The 20,642-nt window shown below is 72.8% G+C and carries 14 protein-coding genes; 5 read left to right on the plus strand and 9 right to left on the minus strand.

From position 1 onward, the window contains the following. The first annotated feature begins 88 nt into the window (after positions 1-88). Positions 89-4,942 (plus strand): AMP-binding protein, encoded by a 4,854-nt coding sequence (locus tag OG490_RS38735; protein ID WP_330301442.1) that lies wholly within the window; start codon positions 89-91, stop codon positions 4,940-4,942. Between the two features lie 62 nt (positions 4,943-5,004). Here OG490_RS38735 and OG490_RS38740 read toward each other — a convergent pair whose 3' ends face one another. Both OG490_RS38740 and OG490_RS38745 read right to left on the minus strand, forming a co-directional pair. Next, positions 5,005-5,997, minus strand: coding sequence for an SRPBCC family protein (locus tag OG490_RS38740; protein WP_330301443.1), 993 nt, complete (start codon positions 5,995-5,997; stop codon positions 5,005-5,007). An 87-nt stretch (positions 5,998-6,084) separates the two neighbouring features. Next, positions 6,085-7,296: a helix-turn-helix transcriptional regulator gene (locus tag OG490_RS38745; protein ID WP_330301444.1), complete on the minus strand. Its 1,212-nt coding sequence runs from the start codon at positions 7,294-7,296 to the stop codon at positions 6,085-6,087. A 300-nt stretch (positions 7,297-7,596) separates the two neighbouring features. On the opposite strand from OG490_RS38745, the gene OG490_RS38750 reads away from it, so the two are divergent. Then, positions 7,597-8,094 (plus strand): GNAT family N-acetyltransferase, encoded by a 498-nt coding sequence (locus tag OG490_RS38750; RefSeq protein WP_330301445.1) that lies wholly within the window; start codon positions 7,597-7,599, stop codon positions 8,092-8,094. A gap of 22 nt (positions 8,095-8,116) precedes the next feature. Here OG490_RS38750 and OG490_RS38755 read toward each other — a convergent pair whose 3' ends face one another. The 4 genes from OG490_RS38755 to OG490_RS38770 form a co-directional block, all read right to left on the minus strand. Then, positions 8,117-9,295 (minus strand): epoxide hydrolase family protein, encoded by a 1,179-nt coding sequence (locus tag OG490_RS38755; RefSeq protein ID WP_330301446.1) that lies wholly within the window; start codon positions 9,293-9,295, stop codon positions 8,117-8,119. A gap of 62 nt (positions 9,296-9,357) precedes the next feature. After that, complete coding sequence (locus tag OG490_RS38760) at positions 9,358-10,179, minus strand: AfsR/SARP family transcriptional regulator (protein ID WP_330301447.1); 822 nt, start codon at positions 10,177-10,179, stop codon at positions 9,358-9,360. A gap of 82 nt (positions 10,180-10,261) precedes the next feature. Continuing rightward, positions 10,262-11,152: an AfsR/SARP family transcriptional regulator gene (locus OG490_RS38765; protein WP_330301448.1), complete on the minus strand. Its 891-nt coding sequence runs from the start codon at positions 11,150-11,152 to the stop codon at positions 10,262-10,264. Positions 11,153-11,431: 279 nt separating this feature from the next. Continuing rightward, positions 11,432-12,052 (minus strand): ScbR family autoregulator-binding transcription factor, encoded by a 621-nt coding sequence (locus tag OG490_RS38770; RefSeq protein WP_330301449.1) that lies wholly within the window; start codon positions 12,050-12,052, stop codon positions 11,432-11,434. 873 nt (positions 12,053-12,925) lie between these two features. Between OG490_RS38770 and OG490_RS38775 the strand changes: the two genes are divergently transcribed. Further along, entirely contained in the window at positions 12,926-13,591 is a 666-nt protein-coding gene (locus OG490_RS38775; protein WP_330301450.1) for a ScbR family autoregulator-binding transcription factor, read from the plus strand. A 24-nt stretch (positions 13,592-13,615) separates the two neighbouring features. On the opposite strand, the gene OG490_RS38780 is transcribed toward OG490_RS38775, so the two are convergent. The 3 genes from OG490_RS38780 to OG490_RS38790 form a co-directional block, all read right to left on the minus strand. Next, entirely contained in the window at positions 13,616-15,142 is a 1,527-nt protein-coding gene (locus tag OG490_RS38780) for an FAD-dependent monooxygenase (RefSeq protein WP_330301451.1), read from the minus strand. A gap of 181 nt (positions 15,143-15,323) precedes the next feature. After that, a complete protein-coding gene (locus tag OG490_RS38785) occupies positions 15,324-15,554 on the minus strand; it encodes an acyl-CoA carboxylase epsilon subunit (RefSeq protein ID WP_330301452.1) in 231 nt (76 codons plus the stop codon). Beyond that, complete coding sequence (locus OG490_RS38790) at positions 15,551-17,197, minus strand: acyl-CoA carboxylase subunit beta (protein ID WP_330301453.1); 1,647 nt, start codon at positions 17,195-17,197, stop codon at positions 15,551-15,553. The genes OG490_RS38785 and OG490_RS38790 overlap by 4 nt, the downstream gene beginning before the upstream one ends. 444 nt (positions 17,198-17,641) lie before the next feature. Between OG490_RS38790 and OG490_RS38795 the strand changes: the two genes are divergently transcribed. Together OG490_RS38795 and OG490_RS38800 are read left to right on the plus strand one after the other, a co-directional pair. After that, on the plus strand, positions 17,642-19,174 hold the full coding sequence (locus OG490_RS38795; protein ID WP_330301454.1) for an MFS transporter: 1,533 nt from the start codon (positions 17,642-17,644) through the stop codon (positions 19,172-19,174). A 73-nt stretch (positions 19,175-19,247) separates the two neighbouring features. Further along, positions 19,248-20,630, plus strand: coding sequence for a salicylate synthase (locus OG490_RS38800; RefSeq protein ID WP_330301455.1), 1,383 nt, complete (start codon positions 19,248-19,250; stop codon positions 20,628-20,630). The last annotated feature ends 12 nt before the right edge of the window (positions 20,631-20,642 follow it).

Here is a 20,642-nt window from a genome sequence, read left to right on the forward strand (position 1 = left end):
ACAGCCGAAGCCGCAATCGAAGCCGACCGAAGCCGAACCCAAGCCGCAATCGAAGCAGCCGCAATCGAAGTCGAAGGAGCACGTCGGGATGTCACTCTCCGGTCTCATCGAGCGGCACGCACTCGCGCGGCCCGAGGCTGTCGCCGTCACGAACCCCACCCCCGACGGCGGTGAACTCACCCTCTCCTACGGCGAGTTGAGCCGAGCAGCCGACCGGTTCGCGGCCGAGCTCACGGAGCTCGGGGTCCTCCCGGGCGACCGGGTGGTCACCGCGCTGCGGCCCGGCCCGGAACTGGTGACCGCGCTCCTCGGGATCCTGCGGGCCGGAGCGTCCTACGTGCCCCTCGATCCGGCCCTGCCGGCCGGCGAGCGGCTGCGGGACCTCGTCCGCGACACCTCGGCGCGCGCCGTCGTGACAGGCCTCGGCGTCGCCGAGATCGTCCGCACCCCGAGCGCGAGACCGGCCCCGACCCCGAGCAGGACCCCGAGCCCGCACCCGACCGTGAGCCCGATCCCCGACACGGCGTACCTGCGCCGGCTCCCCGACGGCACCTGCGCGGCCGTATCGCACCGCGCCCTCCTCGAACTCGTCGGCGCGGCCGACCCGGTGCGGCTGACCCGCGAGGACGTGGTCGCCCAGACGGCCGGCCCCGACTCCTCCGCATTCGCCTTCGAGGTCTGGTCCACCCTTGCCGCCGGAGCCCGCCTGGTCGTCCTGGACCGCGGAGCGGTGGCCGAGCCGGCCCGCTTCGAGGAAGCGGTCGCCCAGCAGGGGGTCTCCGTCTTCTTCCTGCCCACCGCCCTGTTCCAGCGGATCGCCCGCGAGCGGCCCGGGGCCTTCGCCCCGCTGCGGACCGTCCTGTTCGGCGGCGAGGCCTGCGATCCGCGCACCGTGCGGGAGGTACTGCGTGCGGCGGCCGGGGCTCCGGAGCGGCTCGTCCAGGTCTACGGGGCGCCCGGCGCCGCGCCCTTCGCCCTGTGGCACGAGGTCTCGGAAGTCCCCGAGGGTGCGCGCACGGTCCCGATCGGGCGCCCGCGCGAGGGCGTGAGCGCCGTGGTCGTGACCGGCGACGGCACTGCGGCGGGCCCCGGCGGCACGGGTGAACTCCTGCTGGGCGGCGAGGACGGCCGCGACGGGGCCGCGCTGCTGCGGACCGGCGACCTGGTGACCGTACGGGAGGACGGCGATCTGGAGTTCGCCGGGCGAGCGGCGGACCGGGTGACGGTGCACGGGATACCGGTGGAGCTCGGCGCCGTGGAGGCGGCGCTGCGGGAACACCCGGGGGTCGCGGAGGCCGTGGTCACCCTGGCCGGGGAGCCGGCCGGGGAGCTGGTCGCGCACGTGGTGCCCGCGACGGCCGCCGTGGCGCAGCCGGCCCGCATCGGCGAGTGGAAGGAGATCTACGCCGCGCTGTACGCCGATGCGCGCGCGCAGGACCCGTACGCACTGGAGGCATTCGCCGACGCAATGGCCGCAGGCCCCGCCGCCACGGCGCCCGTGCCCGATCAAGCCCAGGCCCAGGCCCAGGCCCAGGCGGTACGCGAGCGGCGCGCGGCGACGGTGGAGCGCGTGCGCGGGCTGGGCCGGCGGCGGATCCTGGAGATCGGCGCCGGCACCGGCCTGTTGATGGGGCCGCTGGCGGCGGACGCGCAGTGCGAGGAGTACTGGGCCACCGACTTCTGCGGCGCGGCCGTCGAGGCGCTGCGCACGCGGACGCGCGACGACGAGCGGCTGCGCGACAAGGTGCGGCTGAGCCGGCGCGAGGCGCACGACACCGCCGGGCTGCCCGCCGGGTACTTCGACACCGTCGTCCTGAACTCGGTCGTCCAGCACTTCCCGGGCCTCGGCTACCTGCGGACCGTCGTCGCCCGCGCCCTGGACCTGCTCGCACCGGGCGGATCGCTCCTGCTCGGTGATCTGCGACCGCTCGACCGGAGCGCGGGCCGCGATCCCGAACTGCGGATCGACCCGGCCCTGTTCACGGTCCTGGCCCGGGAGTTCCCGGCGATCCGCACGATCGACGTCCGCACCGCCCCCGGCACGGGCGGGCGCTACGAGGTCGTCCTCGGCACGGCCGGGCCGGCGGGGCCCGCTCCGACCGCCACGGACGGTGGGCAGCTGTTCGCCGCCGAGGCCTGCGTCAACGTTCCGGTCGGCTTCGCCCGCGCCGGGTCCTCACCGGCCCAGCTGCGTGCGTACCTCCAGGCGCGGGTTCCTGACCACATGGTCCCCGACACCGTGGTGGTGCACGACGCGCTGCCCCTCGACCCGGGGGGCAGGACCGACCGCACGGCACTGGCCGCCCGGCCCCCGGCCGACGCGGGCGACCGGCACGGCGGCGGCGCGGGCGCGGTGCCGGTCGGGACGCCGCTGCAGGGGATCGCGCGGGACCTGTTCGCCGAAGTGCTCGGAGTGCCCGCGCGGGTCCTGGGCGGCGACTGCGATTTCCTCGGGCTCGGCGGGCACCTCCTGGCGGCCGCGCGGCTCGTCGCGCGGGCCCGGGCGGTCCTCGGCGCGGCCGTGGACCTGCGCAGCCTGTGCGAGGCGCCCACCCCGGCCCACCTCGCGGAGCTCGCCGGTGACGGGCCCGTCACCGCCACCGGGCCCGATCGGGCGCCCGCGCGCAGCGCCGTACTGCCGCTGCGGCTGCGCGGCGCCCTCGACGTGGCCGCCCTGGGGGCCGCCCTGGAAGAGCTCGGCCGCGGCCACCGCGCGCTGCGCAACTGCCGGATCGGCTGGGCCGGCACCCGGCTGCGCGAACTCGCCGCGGACGACCACCGGCTGGAGCTCACCCTGCCCGGCGACGAGGTCGACCTCTGGTCGCACGCCCCGCTCGCCGCGGCCCTGGCCGCCGCCTACGCGGCCCGGGTCGGGGCCGGCTGCCCCACCCCGCCACGGCCCGCGCCCCCGGCCCCGCCCCGCGCGATGGACGGCGAGATCGTGCCGACCGCCGCGCCCGGCAGCGGTCCGCTCGGCCCCGACGACTCCTTCGGCACCCTCGGCTTCGACCTCGACGCCTCGATGCACGGGCGGCTCACCGCCCTCGCCGCCGAGCACGGCGCCACGCTGTTCATGGTGGTCCAGGCGGCGCTGGTCACCCTGCTCCACCGCCTGGGCTCCGACACCCTGGCGCAGGTCACCGTCGCGGCCCCGGTCCCGGCCCGGGACAGCGCGGCCCTGCGCGGGGCGGTCGGCCCGTACGGGCGGGTGCTCGCCCTGACGGTCGACGCCTCGGGCGACCCGGCCTTCACCGAACTGCTGCGGCGCGTACGCACCGCCGCCCTCGGGGCCTACCGCGACCGCGACGCGGCCCTGGCCCGGCCCGGGGGCATCGCCCTGAGCGTGCTGCGCGAGAGCTGCGGGGCGTTCCCCGCCGGCGACGCACTGACCGTACTGCCCGAGTCGGAGCAACTGCCGCTCCCGGCCGCCGCCTTGGGACTGACCCTCACCGAGCGGCACGACCCGGCGGGCGCCCCGGCGGGGATCGCCGTCACCGCGTCGTACGCGTACGACTGCCTCGGCGAGCAGGCCGCGGCGCTGCTGACCGGGCAGCTGCTCGCGCTCCTCGAAGCGGCCCTCGACGCACCCCGGGAATCCATCGGGCGGCTGGGCCTGAAGCCCGCCGAGCAGCCCGCCGAGCAGCCCGCCACGGAGGCCGAAGGCCTCTGGAACGGCCCGCCCTGCCCGCCCCAGGCCCCGACCGACATCGCCGCGCTGCTGGCCGAACAGGTCGCCCGCGCCCCTGGCGCACCCGCGCTGGCCGGACTCGACTACGCCGAGCTCGACGCCCGTTCCGACCTGCTCGCCCATGCCCTGATCGCCCACCGGGCGGGCCCCGGCACCTCGGTGGCCACCGCGATCGTCTCGCCGACCGGCTTCGCGGTCGCCGCGCTGGCCATCGCCAAGACCGGCGCCGCCTGCCTGCCGGTGGACCCGTCGCAGGGCCTCCCGGCCGGCGCGCGTCCCGCCGTACTGCTGCTCGACGAGACCGCCGACATGCTGCTGGCGCCCACCCCCGGGCCCGTGCGCCTCGTACGGGATCCGGCCGCCGATCTGCTGCCGGTCGGCGCCAGTTGGCCGGTGCGCGAGAGCGACCGTACGAGGCCGCTCGATCCCGGCGCCCCGGTGGTACTGGCCGTCGCGCCCCGCGGCTCCGTCGCCGTCGGCGGCGAGGCACTGGCCGCCGCCCGCCGAGGCCGGGCCCGCGACACCGCCTGGCTGCTGAACGGCTATCCGGACGCGGAGGTGGCGCTCGGCCTGCTGGCGGCGCTCGTGTGCGGGGCCCAGGTGCACCTGCTGGACCCGTCCCTCGCGTACGGGGCTCCGCACGAGGTGCTGCGCTGGCTGCGCGAGCGGAACGCCTCCGCGATCCTGGGCCCCTCGGACGACGTGGTGATCGCGCTCGCCCACGCCCAGGACACGGAGCTGACGATCAGTGCGGGCTGGCCGGAGGGGCGGCTGCTCGTCGAGCAGGTGCTGGACGGTCCGGCGCGGCCCGCCCCCGGCTACCACGCCCACGTACTGGACGCGCGGATGCGGCCGGTGGCACCCGGGGAGGTCGGAGCGCTGTACGTGGCCGGCGTCGGCGTGGCCCAGGGGTACCCGGGCCTGCCGGGGGCGACGGGCGAGCGCTTCCTGCCCGACCCCCTCGTGGGCGCACACGGAGCCGCGGCCCGCATGTGGCGCACCGGGCACGCCGCGCGGGTGGCGGAGGGCGGCAGCCTGCACGTCCTGGACCACCCGTGGGACGAGGACCCGTTCGCCGACGCGTTCGGCACCTTCGTGGTCGTCCAGGACCCGGCCGGACACCGCGCGCTGTGGCCCGCCTCGGTTCCGGTACCGGCGCTCTGGTGCCAGATCCACGGCGAGGACCCGTACGAGCTGTGCCTGAGCCACCTGGAGGAGCCGCAGCTGAACGACCACCTCGGGGACCACCTGTGAGGGCGCCAGGGGCTAAGGGGGCTACGGCGCCGGCGGGGTCCACGACCCCGCCGTGCCCGCCCTCATCGGAGCCGGCGCACTCCGCTGTTCAGCGCGTGCCACGTGGCGAGGCGCAGGGTCTCGACGCTCGCGCGGCCCAGCCCGTCCCGCACGTAGCGGCGGGCCTCGGCGAGTTCGGTGCCCCCGCCCAGGACCGGGCCGACGGCTTCCTCACGCAGCAGCACCTGCTGCGCGCAGACGACGCGTACGCCGTCCTCGTCCGGTTCGAGGGACCACTCGCCGCTGTGGGCGGCGATCAGTTCGGGGGAGGACAGCTCCTTGTAGACGATCCTGGCGGCCGCCGGGAAGCACAGCCGGACCGTGCGCGTCGTGGCGCTCAGGCCGTCCGGTTCCACGAAGCCGTCCACCGAGGCCAGTTGTACGCCCGGCACATCCTCGACGACCCTGGCCGCGTCCACGTGCGGGACCAGCTCGGGCCAGTCCCCGATGCGGTACAGGAAGTCGTAGACCAGCTCGGCCGGGGCGGCGACGTGCACGCTGTCCTCGAAGGACAGCAGCAGCTGGTCCAGCTGCTTCCACCGCTCGGCGATCTCCTTGACCTGCGCGAGCTGCGCCTCGGTCTCCTCGTCCCACTCCCGGCGGCTGCGCTCGCTCGACTCGCCCGGCAGTCCCTCCAGCGTGCGCTCCTGGCGCAGCGTCAGCAGGCTCTGGGTGTCGTCGCTCGCGTCCACGGTCCAGCGGCCGGTGGTCGGCACGCCCATCCGGAAGGTGTCCTCCAGCTCGAAGTCGACCGTACGGGCGTGCGGGCTCAGGACCCGGCGCATGTGGAAGGAGCGCACCCGCTCACCGGCCGCGTCCACGTCCCACAGGCGCAGCCGCTCCTGCGTACCGTCGAAGTCCATCCGCTCGACGTGGACGGGGCCCGGCAGGAGCAGTGGCCAGCGCACGGCGTCGGCGAGCAGCCCGTAGACCACGCCGGGCGGGGCGGCCACACCGGCTGTCCGCTCGCTGGCCTGCACACGCTGCGCAACGTACGAAGAGTACGAAGAAGACACAGCGGGCCTCCTTCCGGACGGGTGCAGATTCGCTCAAGGCTGCACCCGTCCACTAGAACTCGGCTCAAGCCGGTCCACCGGCCGGTCCTACGCGTGCGTGGTCCGGGTGAGCGCTTCCGCCAGCATCCGCCAGATCTCGGCGGCGAGGTCGATGTTGGCGTCGTCCTGCGCCTGTTGCGCCAGGTCGCGCAGCCCTTGCGTGCCCGCCGGATCCCCGTCGAGGATCTCCAGCTGGTGGCGCAGGATCCCCAGGCGCACCTGGTCGCGGTGGGTCATCCTCGGCTGGTCCCCGACCGCCTCGGCGAGGAGGGTGCGCGCGTCCTCGTACCGTGCTTCGGCGAAGGCGAGTTCGGCCTTCAGTGCCGCCTGGTACTGGCGCAGCGAGGGCGTGCCGACGAAGACGAGGGCCGCCTGGGCCTCGGAGATGCGGCGCTGTGCCTGCGCGGGGTCGGCGGGCCGCGTCTGCAGGTGCAGGCGGGCGGCGGCCTGGCGCAGGCGCAGCCACAGCACCAGGTCCTCGTGGCTGCCGAAGCGGTCCAGGGCCTCCTCCAGGCAGGCCAGCGCACCGTGGTGGTCGCCCTGGCGCATGCGCACGGCGGCCGCGGTCCACATCGCCTCGGCCCACAGCGCGTCGGTGCGGCCCTCGACCAGCGCGGTCAGCTCGTCGGCGTGCAGCCGCGCGTCTCCCGTACGCCCCGCCTCGGCCTGTACGGAGACCAGCGCGAGCAGTACGGTCGCCCGGTCCTCCACGCCCAGGCGCTCGCTCCGGGCGAGCTGGTGCGCCTCGAAGGCCGCGTCCAGGGCGGGGAGTATCTCGCCGAGCGAGCGAAGGCAGCGGGCGTAGCGGGTCAGTCCCCGTACCCGCAGCTCGCCGAGGCCGACCTCCTCGCCGAGTCCGACGAGTTCGGCGAGCCGGGCCCGCTCCGTGGAGTGGTCGCCCTGGAGGCGGGAGGCCTGGGCGAGCAGCCACAGGGCCTGCCAGCGCAGGACCGCGCTCTCGTGGCCCTCGGCGGCCAGGGCCCGGCGCAGCGAGTCGATGGCGTCGGGGGAACCGGTGGACGCGGCGAGGGTGAGGGCGTGGGCGAGGGAGCCGGTGGCGGGATCCTCGAAGTCATCGGGTTCCAGGCAGAGCCGGGCGGCCAGGTAGGCCACGGCCCGGTCGGTGGGCCGGCGGGCCCCGGACTCCAGCCGGGAGAGGTAGCCGGTGGACATCCCCTCACCGGCGAGCGCGGTCTGTGACAGGCCCTTGGCAAGCCGCAGCTTCCTCAGCCGGTGTCCGAAGGCGGGCTGTCGCAGCATGAGCACCCCTGAGATCGGTGGCAGAACTCCGTCCGGAACCGTCGACGAGCCTAGGGCGCCCGGCAATTCGCGGGCAAACAATTGCCAGGCCGACGACGCCCGTCTCGTGCGGATACGGAGCGGTAGTGGGCCGGTCCTCGAGCGGTTCTCGACCGGACCGAGGCATGCTCTCCACCATCCGGCTGTTCGCGCGGCTTGGACCTGCCCTTTTCCCGAATCGAGGATGCGATGCCGGACGACGACATCGGCTGGCCCCGAATCTGTTCGCGGCGCCGCCCACAGTGTTTGTAGGGTGCACGGATGAGCACTTCCGCACTCCGCCCCGGACTCCGTCTGGAACCGGTCACCGCAGACAATTTCGACGCCGTCTGCGCGATATCCGTGCGTCCCGACCAGTCGCACCTCGTCTCCCCGGTCGTCAAATCGCTGGCCGAGGCCTTCGTGCACGGGGAATCCGCCTGGCCGCGGGCGATCGTCGACGGCGACGAGGTCGTCGGCTTCGTGATGGCCTTCCTCGACCTCGCCTGGAACCCGGCGAAGGACCCCGCCGACATCCGCTCGGGCCTCTGGCGCCTGAACATCGACGCCGCCCACCAGGCCAAGGGCTACGGCCGCTTCGCGGTGCACTCGGTGACCGACGAGCTCAGCCGCCGCGGCGCCACCCGCGCCCATGTGACGTGGGACCAGGGGGCGGGCACCCCCGAACCGTTCTACCTGGGCCTGGGCTTTTGCCCCACGGGCGAACTGAGCGGCGGCCAGGTGGTCGGCGTCCTGGACCTCACCGCCCGGACGGTTTAGCCGGACGCCGCCGGCCCGCGGATCACAGCTCCCGCAACTCCCGGAAGAACGCCCGGACGTCCTCCACCAGCAGCTCCGGGACCTCCATCGCGGGGAAGTGCCCGCCCCTGTCGTACGTGGTCCAGCGCACGACGGAGTCGGTGCGCGCGGCGATGTGGCGCAGCGGAATGAAGTTGTCCCGGGGGAAGTCGGCGAGCGCGGTCGGGGTGCGGGAGACCTGCGGCGGCTGCCCGTAGTAGTCGGCGTGGAGCCGCTCGTGGTAGATCCGGGCTGCGGAGCCGGCGGTGCCGGTCAGCCAGTACAGCATCACGTTGGTGAGCACCTGGTCGCGGTCCGGCGGGCAGTCCGGGTCGCTCCACTCGGCGAACTTCTCCCCGATCCAGGCCAGCAGGCCGACCGGCGAATCGTTCAGCCCGTACGCGAGGGTCTGCGGCCGGGTCGCCTGGATGTCGGCGTAGCCCTGCCGCTCGCGCGCCCAGGTGCGGTGGCGCTCCCAGGAGGCCCGGGTCCGCTCCCGCTCCGGCTCGTCCAGCGCCGCCAGCTCCTGCTCGGTCGGCTCCGCCGTGGCCCCGCCGCCCGGCAGCAGGTTGAGGTGGACCCCGCTGACCCGGTCGGGGTGGATCCGCCCCAGCTCGCGGGAGACCGCAGCTCCCCAGTCGCCGCCCTGGACGCCGTACTCCTCGTACCCGAGCCGCTCCATCAGCGACCCGAAGGCCCGCGCGACCCTCTTGAACTCCCAGCCCCGCTCGGTGGTCGGCCCGGACAGGGTGAAGCCGGGGATCGACGGGAGCACCAGGTGGAAGGCGTCGGCCGGGTCGCCGCCGTGCGCCCGCGGATCGGTCAGGGGACCCGCGACCCGCTGGAACTCGACGAAGGAGCCGGGCCAGCCGTGCGTCATCAGCAGCGGCCGGGCGTCGGGCTCGGGCGAGCGCAGGTGGGCGAAGTGCACCTGCGCGCCGTCGATGACGGTGGTGTACTGCGGCCAGGAGTTCAGCCGCGCCTCGGCGGCCCGCCAGTCGTAGCCCGTGCGCCAGTACCGGGCGAGCGCGCGGACCTCGTCGAGCGGCATTCCGTAGGCCCGTCCCGCGCCCGGCAGTTCGTCGGGCCAGCGGGCCCGGTCGAGGCGCTCGGCCAGATCGTCCAGCGCGTCCTGCGCTACGTCGAGGCGGAACGGCTGCGCCCACTGACCAAGATCACTCATGCACCGGGATTCTAGGGCGCTCAGCCCGGGCCCGCCCCGCCCCGCCCCGCCCCGCCCCGCCCTCAGGCCGCGTAGAGGTCGAAGGTCGACCCCCGCTTCGGCCCCGCCGCCACGTCCAGCGCCGGGTCCACCGCCAGCATCGCCTGGTGCAGCCGCTGCAACTGCGGCGACGGCTCCACGCCCAGGTCCTCGATCAGCCGGCCGCGCAGCCTGCGGTACACGTCCAGGGCCGTGGCCTGGCGGCCCGACCGGTACAGCGCCACCATCGCCTGCGAGTGCAGCCCCTCGTGCTGCGGATGGCGGGCCATCAACTCGGCGAGTTCCGCGAGCAGTTCGGTGTGGCGCCCGAGCCGCAGGTCCACGTCGATGCGCCGCTCCACGGTGACCAGCCGGCTCTCCTCCAGCCGCATCACCTCGATCTCCAGGATCGGGCCCACCTGTACGTCGACCAGGGCCGGTCCCTGCCACAGGTTCAGCGCCGTGCGCAGGCAGTCCGCCGCGCGCTCGTCGTCACCGGCCTCGAAGGCCCTGTGCCCCTGGGCGACGAGGGTCTCGTACGCGTGCACGTCCACGGACTCCGGGGGGATCTGCAGCAGGTAGCCGCCGTGCCGGGTCGCGAGGACGTCCTTGGCGCCGCCCGGGCCGCCCGGGCCCATGGCGGTGCCGAGCCTGCGGCGGAGCTGGAGGATGTACGTCTGCAGGGTGGTCAGCGCGCTCTGGGGCAGGTCGATGCCCCAGATCTCCTCCATGAGGGTGGGCACCGGCATCACCCGCCCCGGGTAGAGGGCGAGGAGCGTCAGGATCTGCCGCGGTTTGCGGGCGGTCGGAACGATCGAGCCCCCGTTGACCTCGGCACTCAACGGACCCAGAACCTGAATTTTCACGGTCTCCTCCGTAAGTCGTCGAATTCCCCTCGTATTTCGGCTTTCGCCCTTCGACGTTCGCCCTTCGACGGCGCCGCCCGCGTCACACCCCTACGAGGCGCCGGCCGCCGGGCTCGGCGGCATCGGTCAGGCTGTCCGGGCCGGCCATCAGGATGGAGCGCTGCAACCGCCGCGGCGCCGCGGACGGCTCCAGCCCGAGCTCCCGTACGAGCGTCGCGCGCAGCCGCTGGTAGACGTCCAGGGCCTCGCCGCGGCGGCCGGAGCGGAACAGGGCGAGCATGAACTGACCGTGCAGGTTCTCGTGGGTGCGGTACCGGCTGGCCAGGACGGTCAGTTCGGCCAGCAGCTCGCGGTGGCGGCCCAGGCGCAGGTCGGCTTCGATGCGCTGGTCGAGCGCGCACAGCCGGGTCTCCTCCAGCCGCTTGGCCTCCATGTCCAGCTGGACACCGCCCTGTACGTCGGCGAAGGCGGAGCCGGACCACAACGACAGGGCCTCGCGCAGCAGCCGGGCGGCGGTGGGGAAGTCCCCGGCGTCCATGGCGCGGTAGCCCATCCCGGCGAGCCGGTCGAACTCGCGGACGTCGTGCGTGCCGCCGCCGGTCCTGAGCAGGTAGCCCCCGGGCAGGGTGACGAGGACGTCCTTCGCGGTCGGTGTCGCGTCCGGCCCGGCGCCGTCCGCCTTCGTGCCGTCCGCCTTCGTGCCGTCGGCCTTCGTGCCGTCCGCCCGTATGGAGCCCGCCTCCAGAGCGGTCGCGATGAGCGCGCGCAGCTGGAGGACGTAGGTCTGGAGGGTGGTGCGGGCGCTGCGCGGCGGGGTGTCGCCCCACAGCTCCTCGATGAGCGCGGCCACGGGCACCACCTGGTCGGCGTGCAGCGCCAGAAGCGCCAGGACCTGCCGGGGCTTGGGGGCGGTCGGCGCGATGGAGATCCCGTTCTCCCGGACGGCCAGTGCGCCAAGTACTTGGATTTTCACGCCGAACTCCCCTGGTCTGTGGACGAGCTTCGCCCCAACTCAAGCCCCACCAGTAGAGGGCAGGACCCGATGGTTTGTCAATATCAAACCGTCCACCCTGTTTTTTCCAGGATCCCTCAAGCGCCTCGCCATGAGATTGCCCCTGACCTGCGCTTTTCATCTCATCTACGAGCAGTGGAGCCGCATGGTCGCACATCCAGGCTCGCCGGAAGACCAGAGAAGAGCCCAGCAAAAAGACCGAAGACCCCGTTTTATTCGGATCGGATCACTCGGATCGCGTCACTCGGATCCGGAGCCCGCCGCCCTCAGGGTGCCCAGCACATCCGGCAGGGCGAGCCGGGGCAGCAGCAGCTCCCAGAACCTGGCGACCGTCCGCGGCGCGAGCCAGGCCGCGTCCCGGGCTCCGAGCACTTCGAAACCCACGGTTGCGGCGACCACCGCGGTCACGGCGTCCTCGGGAGCCACCCCCGGACTCAGCTCCCCCGCCGCCCCCGCCCGGACCATCGCCCCCTCGACCCAGCCCCGCCAGTGCTCGCGCAGGTCGACGCCCGGCACGTGCGCCACATCACCGCTCAGCTCGAACCCGGACCGCAGCACCACCTCGTCGCGCAGCCCCCGCGCGAGTCCATGGGTCACGTCGACCAGGCGCTGCAGGCAGCCCGTCCCGTCCGGAGGCCACTCGCCCGTGATCTCCCGCAGCCGATCCAGCGCGGCACCCTCGACGGCACCCGCCAGAGCGGCCTTGCTGGCGAAGTGGAAGTGCAGCGCGCCGCTGCTGACCCCCGCCCGGGTACTGATCGCGGTGAGTGACGCGACCGCGAAGCCCTCACGATGGAAGGTCTCGGCCGCGGACCTGATCAGAGCTTCCCGGGTGCGCACCGCGCGTTCCTGCTTGGCCATCGACCTCTCCGTACTGCTCGAAATCGCCCGCCGGCCCCCTGGGCGAAGGCAGAGCCGATCAATGACCCAGCGTAACAAACCACTTGCGCGGTTTGAGGAGGTGGATGCTTGAATCAAGCCACACCCGCACACCCGCCATCCCCCTTGCGGACACGCAGGGGCCACGAGCGCCGGAACCCGCCCCTCGGGCCGGGGCCCCAACGGCACCCATCCACCCGCCCGCTACAGGACCGGCACGACCTCACCCCAGGCGGACCGGGGCCGCACGCCAGACCGAGAACGCCCCGAATTCACCCTGTGTTCTCCATCCGTACACCTGGAACGCCCCTTCGGCGGCGAGGCCGGCCGACTCTCCCCGCATCGCAACCACCATGCCCCGGAAGGTCCTACCGACGCCCCCCGATGGACGCCAACACAGCCTGCGGGCCGCGCCACTGGTGGCCGAGAGTGGACACCCGCCACCCGGCGCCCTCCCCGGCACCCCGAGCCGGGAGCGCCCCACCCGACCGACGCCCGCCCCACGCCGGAGCGGACGCCCGACAGCCGCCCGACTACCGGAACTCGAGCTGGCGACTTTCCGTCAGGCCCGCCCGCTCCGCTTCAGTGCCCGCGTGAGGGGCTCGACGCGGGCATGACAGGAAATGCCTGGCCGCCGGGGAGGCCGCGCACGGCTCCCCACCCAACCGCCCCAACTGCCCCGCCCTTACCATCAGCGCCGGTCGCAGGATTCATCTGCATTTCCTCCCGCCCTTGGGCGCGCCAGTCACTCCGTGTAAGATACAGACTGGGCGGTTTTGCCAGTATCCGAATGCGAGATACGGACTGACGGTATCCATCCCCGCCGGTTCAACTCCTATGGAGGGAAGCAACACCATGGCTGAGCAGGCCCGAGCTATCCAGACCCGCCGGACCATCCTCCTGGCCGCCGCCAAGGTCTTCGAGGACCACGGATACAAAGCGGCGACCATCTCCGAGATCCTCGCCGAGGCCGGGGTGACCAAGGGCGCCTTGTACTTCCACTTCCAGTCGAAGGACGACCTGGCTCAGGGAGTGCTCGCCGAACAGGTGGACAGCCGGCTCATGCTCCCCGACCGCCCGTCCAAGGTGCAGGAGATGGTGGACGCGGTCATGCTGCACACCTACCGGCTCCAGAACGATCCCCTGGTCCGCGCGGGCGTTCGGCTCTCCATGGAACAGCAGCCGGGCCTCGACCGCAGCGGTCCGTTCCGGCAGTGGGCAGAGGTGGGCACCGCCCTGCTGACCCAGGCGCAGGCCCAGGGCGAGCTGTTGCCGCACGTCGTGCCGTCCGAGACCGCGGACGTGATCGTCGGCTCGTTCGCCGGGATCCAGTCCATGTCCCAGTCGATCAGCGACTACCAGGACCTGTCGACCAGGGTGTCCGCACTACTGCGCCACCTGATGCCGAGCGTGACCGTCCCCTCGGTCCTCGCCTCGCTGGACATCTCCGCGTCCAGGGGCGCCACCGTCTACGCCGAGGCCTTCACGCTCGCGGAGGAGCAGCAGGCGGTCCCGGCCTAGGCCCTCTCTTTCGAATCCTGCCGGTCAGCCCCGCCCGATCGCGGAGCCGCTGACCGACGGCACGGCCGCCGGTCCCCTCGGGTGCGGGCTCGCGGCGAAGTACGCCGACAGGGCGTCGGCCAGCCGACCGCCCTCCGGCGACCAGGCGACGTAGCCGTCGGGCCGTACGAGGAGCGCGTCGTGCGGCACATCGGGCGTCGGCGCCGCCTGGACCACGTTCAAGGCCCCGGCCCAGCCCCGCGCCTCGTCCCCGTGGCGGGTTCCCGCTTCGCCGAAGAGCAGCAGTGCGGGGCGCCCGTCCCGCAGGAGCTCGATCACATCGGTCTCGCCGGCCCCGGTGGTGAGCACCCTGTTGCGCAGGAACACCCCCTCCCACGAGCAGGTGCTGCCGGTCCGGCTCGGATACACGGTGTCCTGCGCGCTGATCATTTCCCTGAGGTAGCCGCTCTCCCGGTCCGCCGCCAGCAGCCCCGCGAACAGGGCCCCCAGGGCGCCGTCCTCGGGAACCGGCCTCATCAGGGCGAGCTGGGCGCGCGTGTTGTCGACGACCCGCTGGGCAGCGGGCCGGCGCTCCAGGTCGTACGTGTCGAGCAGGCCCTCGGCCGCCCGGCCGTGCACCGTGGACGCCAGCTTCCAGCTCAGGTTGACGGCGTCGAGTATCCCGGTGCTCAAACCCTGGCCGCCGATGGGGAAGTGCACGTGCGCGGCGTCCCCCGCGAGGAGGATCCGCCCCGAGCGGAAGGTCCGGGCGATCCGGGTGAAATCGCTGAACCGGCTCAGCCAGCGCGGTTCCTCCATCGCGATGTCGCGTCCGACGATCCAGGACACCTCGCCGCGCAGCTCTTCCAGGGACAGCGGCAGCTGCCGGTTCTCGTGCGCGGCCCGGCAGTTGAGGGTGCGGATGTGGGTGCCGCCGTCGGGGTCGGGCTTGATCGCGAGATGACCGCGCGGGGTGCGGTGCCAGCCCGGCTTCAGGGAGCCCGGTTCGGTCAGTCGGACGGTGCCCATCAGTGCGGACACCGTCGCCCGATGGGTGTCGGAGGCGATGCCCGCCAGTTCGCGGACCGCACTGCGCGCGCCGTCCGCCCCCACCACGTACCGGGCGGTGCAGGACACCGGCCCCGCCGGCCCCTCGGCCGTGATCCGCACCCCGTCCGGCTCCTGCACGATCCCGGTCACCCGGTGCTCGCGCAGTACCCGCGCGCCCGCGGCCAGGGCCTGCTCCTCGAACAACCGCTCCAGCTCGGACTGGGGGTACTTGAAGATCGGTACGGGCTCGGTCTCCGGCGCCGTGATGACCAGGCCGGGCAGGCCCGCGAAGTGGAAGGCACTGGCCGACACACCCTGCGGCTTGCGGTACCCGGGCTCCGGCAGGCGGCCGCGCCTGGCCAGGGACTGGACCGCACGGGCGTGCATCGTGTTCGCCTTGGGCTGCCCGGAGACATCGGCCCGTGTTTCCAGAACCACGGTGTCGACCCCGTACCCGGCCAACTCGGCCGCGACGAGCATTCCGACCGGCCCTCCGCCCACCACTGCCACGTGCGCGTGCATCGTGCCCTCCCCTGGCCTGCGACACGCGGAATATACCGGCTGCCCCGTCTTTCCATCACACAATCACTACATCTGGCGAGGCATCAATTCCCTTAGCCCGTAACGCAGTCGATCGTTCCGGGCCCGTACACCGGAAGGACCCCGCCGGTTGTGGCGGGGTCCTTCCGGTGTACGGGCCCGGCTACGAGGCCCAGGCTCCCGGGGCTACGAAGGCGGGCGAACGGTGTACCGGGAGCTTGAGCACCCGGGCCGTCGAGTCCTGCTCCGCCTGCGCTTCGTCGAGCAGGCGGAGCCTTGTCATGAGGAGGACGGCGATCGCCGCGACCTCCTCCGCGGTGGGGTTGCCCCTGGTGATCCGCAGTGAGGCCAGCGCCAGGGCGGTGCGCTCGTCGGGGCGGTCGTCGGCGGTCAAAGCGGCAGGTTCCCGTGCTTGCGGGTCGGCTGCTGCGTGTGCTTGCTGCGCAGCATGTCGAGGGTGGAGATCAGCCGTGCGCGGGTGTCGGCCGGGTCGATGACATCGTCGACCAGGCCGCGCTCGGCCGCGTAGTAGGGGTGCATCAGCTCGGTCTGGTACTCCTTGATCCGCTGTGCCCGGGTCTCCTCGGGGTTGTCCGAGGCGGCGATCTCGCGGCGGAAGATGACGTTGGCGGCTCCTTCGGCGCCCATCACCGCGATCTCGTTCGAGGGCCAGGCGAGGGCCACGTCGGCGCCGATGGAGCGGGAGTCCATGACGATGTACGCGCCGCCGTACGCCTTGCGCAGGATCAGGCTGATCCGCGGGACGGTGGCGTTGCAGTACGCGTAGAGCAGCTTGGCGCCGTGCCGGATGATGCCGTTGTGCTCCTGGTCGACGCCGGGCAGGAAGCCGGGGACGTCGATCAGGGTCACGAGCGGGATGCTGAACGCGTCGCAGAACTGGACGAAGCGTGCGGCCTTCTCGCTCGCCTGGATGTCGAGCACGCCCGCGAGGTGGGCCGGCTGGTTGGCGACGATGCCGACCACGTGGCCGCCGAGCCGGGCGAGGGCGCAGACCACGTTCTGGGCCCACTGCCCGTGCACCTCGAAGTAGTCGCCGTCGTCGACGACCTCCTCGATGAGGTCGCGGATGTCGTAGCCCTGGGTGGCGCGGGCGGGCACCAGGTCGAGCAGGCTCTCGCAGCGGCGGTCGACCGGGTCCTCGAGGTCTCCGTGGGGGGCGAGCTCGCGGTTGTTGGAGGGCAGCAGGGACAGGAGGTGGCGTACGTCCTCCAGGCAGCTCTGCTCGTCGTCGTACGCGAAGCCGGCGACGCCGGAGGTTCCGGCGTGGCTGTCCGCCCCGCCGAGGTGCTCCATGGTGACGGCCTCGCCGGTGACGGCCTGGACCACGTCGGGTCCGGTGATGAACATCTGCGAGGTGCCGCGGACCATGAAGACGAAGTCCGTGAGCGCCGGGGAGTAGGCGGCGCCGCCGGCGCAGGGGCCGAGGATCACCGAGATCTGCGGGATGACGCCGGAGTTGCGGACGTTGCGCTGGAAGATGCCGCCGTAGCCGGCGAGCGCGGTGACGCCCTCCTGGATGCGGGCGCCCGCTCCGTCGCACAGGCCGACGATGGGTGCGCCCGCCGCCTCGGCGAGGTCCATCAGCTTGTGGATCTTCTCGGCATGGGCCTCGCCCAGCGCGCCGCCGAAGATCCGGAAATCGTGGGCGTACGTGAAGACGGTGCGGCCGTGGACCTTGCCCCAGCCGGTGATGACACCGTCGGTGTGCGGGCGCTTGTCCTCGAGCCCGAAACCGGTGGCACGGTGCCGGCGCAGTCCCTCGACCTCGTTGAAGGTGCCCTCGTCGAAGAGGAGCTCGATGCGTTCCCGGGCGGTCAGCTTGCCCTTGGCGTGCTGTGCGGCTGTGGCGCGCTCACTCGGACCGGCCTCGGCCAGCGCGCGTATGGCGGTCAGTTCGGCGGTGCGTTCACGCAAAGAGGCGAAGCGGACTTCCTCTTTTAAGGCGGGCGGCACAGAGGCCAGCCCGGCTTCCGGTGCGTTCACGCGCTCCAGCGGTCTTTCCTCGACGATGCTCATACAGGCCCTTTCCACAGAGGCACCGGATCCGGCCGGTGTCGCAGTTCCACTTTCGACCGGGCCGCTAAAGCCGTACTCGAATTTTGGACGCGGATGGCAAGTGGAGTCAGTTTTGGCACGGCTCCGGGTGCCTTTCCGCCGGACAACCGCTCAAGACCGGGGCCAGAGACACGGGAGCCCGATGGGGCGACAAGTCCGGATCACCCCGTCGAGTCCGTGTTGTCGCTCGCGCCCAACTCAACCCGTTCTGGAGCCCAAGAGGAATGTTCCCGGGGGCACTTGTTTTGGCTTGCGAGGCCGTCTCGGGCATGCAATCTTCAATTTCGAGCCACCGGGGCGGCCCCAAGAGTCCGAATATCCGCGCATTGAAACAGCGTCAATGGAGACGGTTATTTCATGCGCCCCGAATTCTGCTCGACATATCGAGACCAGTGGAGGGCCCTCGTGCGAAAGTGGTTGCCGCTGACAGCGGTCAGCCTGGGCGTGTTCATGTTGCTGGTGGACGTCACGATCGTGATCGTGGCGCTGCCCGGCATCGGCTCAGACCTCAAGACGTCCATGTCCGATCTCCAGTGGGTGATGGACGGCTACGCCCTCACCCTGGCCGCCCTGCTCCTCGGCGCCGGATCCCTCGCGGACAAGGCGGGCCGGCGCAGGGTCTACGTGGGGGGCCTCGTCCTCTTCGCCGCGGCATCGCTCGTCTGCGGCATCGCCGACGCCCCGGCCACACTGGTCGCGGCCCGGGTGGTCCAGGGCATCGGCGGCGCCGCGATGCTCTCCACCGCGATGGCCCTGCTGAACGTCACCTACCAGGGCCGGGACCGCGGTATCGCCTTCGGCGTCTGGGGCGCCGTCAGCGGCGCCGCGGCCGCGGTCGGACCGGTCCTGGGCGGGCTGCTCACCGAGTACTTCGGCTGGCGGTGGATCTTCCTGGTCAACCTGCCGGTCAGCGTCGTCGCCATCGCCCTGTCCCTGGCCGTGCTCCCCGAGTCCCGCAACCCCAAGGCGGGCCGGATCGACTGGGCGGGCATCGGCTCCTTCACCGTGTCGGTCGGCTCGCTCGTCTTCCTCCTGATCCGCGGAGGCACGGACGGCTGGACCTCCGCGACCGTGCTGGGCTTCGGCGCCCTGTCGGCGGCATCCCTGGCGGCCTTCCTGGTGATCGAGACCCGCGGCAGCCACCCCATGCTGGACCTCTCGCTCTTCCGCCGGGCCCCGTTCGTCGGGGTGATGCTCTGCGGCCTGCTCTTCTCCGCCGTGGCCTTCGCCTACCTCCCGTACACCTCGCTGTGGGTGCAGTCCGTACTCGAACTGAGCCCGGTCTCGGGCGGCCTGGTGGTGCTGCCGATGAGCGCGATGGCCTTCGTGGTCTCCGCGCTGGCCGGCAAGCACCTGCCCCGGCTGCCCAACTGGCTGGCCCTCAGCGGCGGTCTGGCACTGATCAGCGTCGGCAGCCTGCTGCAGACGATGCTCGACGCCGGTTCGAGCTGGACCGACCTGATTCCCGGTCTGGTACTGACCGGGCTCGGCGTCGGCGTCGTCTCCCCGGTGATCGCCGCCACCGCCATGGCGGCCGTACCGCCCGAGCGCGGCGGCATGGCCAGCGGCGCGATGAACACCTTCCGCCAGCTCGGCCAGGCCCTGGGCATCGCCGCGTTCGGCATCGTGCTCCAGCAGGGGCTCCAAGACGCTCTGAGCGGGACGGACCACGGCACGTCCGTGGCCACGGCGCTGGGCAGCGGGCAGGCCCACCAGGTGACCGCCCAGGCACCCGCCGACCAGCTGGAAACGGTCGCACACCTCGTCAGGTCCGCGTTCGCCACGGCCCTCGACGACGTCATGCTCGCCTCGGGGATCGCCGGCCTGATCGGTGCCGTCGTCGTGGCCCTGCTGATCCGCAGGGCGCCGGCGCAGGCCCCGCCCGCCGCACCCGCGCAGGCCGCGCCCGCGGCCGAGCTCCAGGAAGCGCGCAGTTGAAGCACTGTCCTCGGCCCCCGCTCCACGGCCGCGATTCCACTCCTTTCACCTTGACCCCCGGGGGGACCCAGCCATGTCGCCGTACTACGTCGAAACGAAGATCTCGCTCGGCCAGGACCAGCTCGCCACGGCCGCGGCGCTGGCCGAATCCGGCCTGTACGACGACTACGTCGTCTACGAGGGCGCGACCGGCTGGTCCTACGCAGGCGGTGCGCTCGCCGAACTGACGCTGGACCGCAGCGGCGCCCGGCTGCGCTCCGAGGGCGAGCAGTTCCTGCCCTGGGACGGCAAGCCGCTCCAGCAGATCCAGACCCTGCTCGACACCGTCTCCATCGAGGGCTGGCGCGCCTACGGCTGGGCCACCTTCGAGCTGTCGTACGCCAAGGACGGCGTACTGGACCACATAGGCGACGAGCGGCTGCTCCACCTGATCGTGCCGCGCACCGAGATCCGCCTCGACGGCACCACGGCGATCGTCCGCTCGGTCGACCAGGCCGGCCTGAGCGCCGCGCTCGACGTGCTCCGCACGCCGGTCCTGCGCAGCGCGGGCACGGCGGCCCGGATCGACGTACGCGGCTTCGACAAGACGGACTACCGCAGTGCGGTCGAGTCGGCCGTGGCGGAGATCAACGACGAGAAGCTCCAGAAGGTCATCCTCTCCCGCGTCGTCGACATCGAGGGCGAGATCGACCTGGTGGAGACCTACGTCCAGGGCCGGCGCGGCAACACCCCCGCCCGTTCCTTCCTGCTCGACCTCGGCGGCATCGAGGCGGCCGGCTTCAGCCCGGAGACCGTGGTCGAGGTCGAGGTCGGGGGCCGGGTGTTCAGCCAGCCCCTGGCCGGGACCCGGGCGCTCACCGGCGACCCGCAGCGCGACCGCGAGCTGCGCGAGGAGCTGCTGTCCAACCCCAAGGAGATCTACGAGCACGCCATCTCGGTCAAGGTCGGCACGGACGAGCTGACCAACGTCTCGCTGGAGGGCTCGGTCGAGGTGCCCGAGTTCATGGCGATCCGCGAGCGGGGCAGCGTGCAGCACCTGGCGTCGCGGGTGTCCGGCCGGCTGGCCGACGGCTTCGGGACCTGGGACGCATTCGGCGCGGTCTTCCCCGCGGTCACCGCGTCCGGTGTTCCGAAGGCCGCCGCCTACGACGTCATCCGCCAGTACGAGCCCGAGACCCGCGGCCTGTACAGCGGAGCGGTCCTGGTCACGGACCACAACGGCGAGATGGACGCGGCGCTGGTGCTGCGCTCGGTCTACCGCCGAGGCGGCCGCACCTGGCTGCGCGCCGGCGCCGGGATCGTCGGACAGTCCACCGCTGCCCGGGAGTTCGAGGAGACCTCCGAGAAGCTCGAAAGCGTCTCGCGGTTCCTGGTCTCCGCCGCCGGGGCGACCGCCTCGGTCGGGACGCCGGCCACGGTCGGGGCGGCCGGCACGGCCGTTCCGCTGGCCGGCTGAGCGACCCGCCGA

This window comes from Streptomyces sp. NBC_00503, from assembly GCF_036346895.1.
Taxonomy (GTDB): Bacteria; Actinomycetota; Actinomycetes; order Streptomycetales; family Streptomycetaceae; genus Streptomyces.

Excerpts from the sequence above, each read along its gene's own strand:
- OG490_RS38735 (WP_330301442.1), top strand. The coding sequence starts at position 89 with ATGTCACTCTCCGGTCTCATCGAGCGGCACGCACTCGCGCGGCCCGAG.
- OG490_RS38745 (WP_330301444.1), bottom strand. The coding sequence starts at position 7,296 with ATGCTGCGACAGCCCGCCTTCGGACACCGGCTGAGGAAGCTGCGGCTT.
- OG490_RS38750 (WP_330301445.1), top strand. The coding sequence starts at position 7,597 with ATGAGCACTTCCGCACTCCGCCCCGGACTCCGTCTGGAACCGGTCACC.
- OG490_RS38755 (WP_330301446.1), bottom strand. The coding sequence starts at position 9,295 with ATGAGTGATCTTGGTCAGTGGGCGCAGCCGTTCCGCCTCGACGTAGCG.
- OG490_RS38770 (WP_330301449.1), bottom strand. The coding sequence starts at position 12,052 with ATGGCCAAGCAGGAACGCGCGGTGCGCACCCGGGAAGCTCTGATCAGG.
- OG490_RS38775 (WP_330301450.1), top strand. The coding sequence starts at position 12,926 with ATGGCTGAGCAGGCCCGAGCTATCCAGACCCGCCGGACCATCCTCCTG.
- OG490_RS38780 (WP_330301451.1), bottom strand. The coding sequence starts at position 15,142 with ATGCACGCGCACGTGGCAGTGGTGGGCGGAGGGCCGGTCGGAATGCTC.
- OG490_RS38790 (WP_330301453.1), bottom strand. The coding sequence starts at position 17,197 with ATGAGCATCGTCGAGGAAAGACCGCTGGAGCGCGTGAACGCACCGGAA.
- OG490_RS38800 (WP_330301455.1), top strand. The coding sequence starts at position 19,248 with ATGTCGCCGTACTACGTCGAAACGAAGATCTCGCTCGGCCAGGACCAG.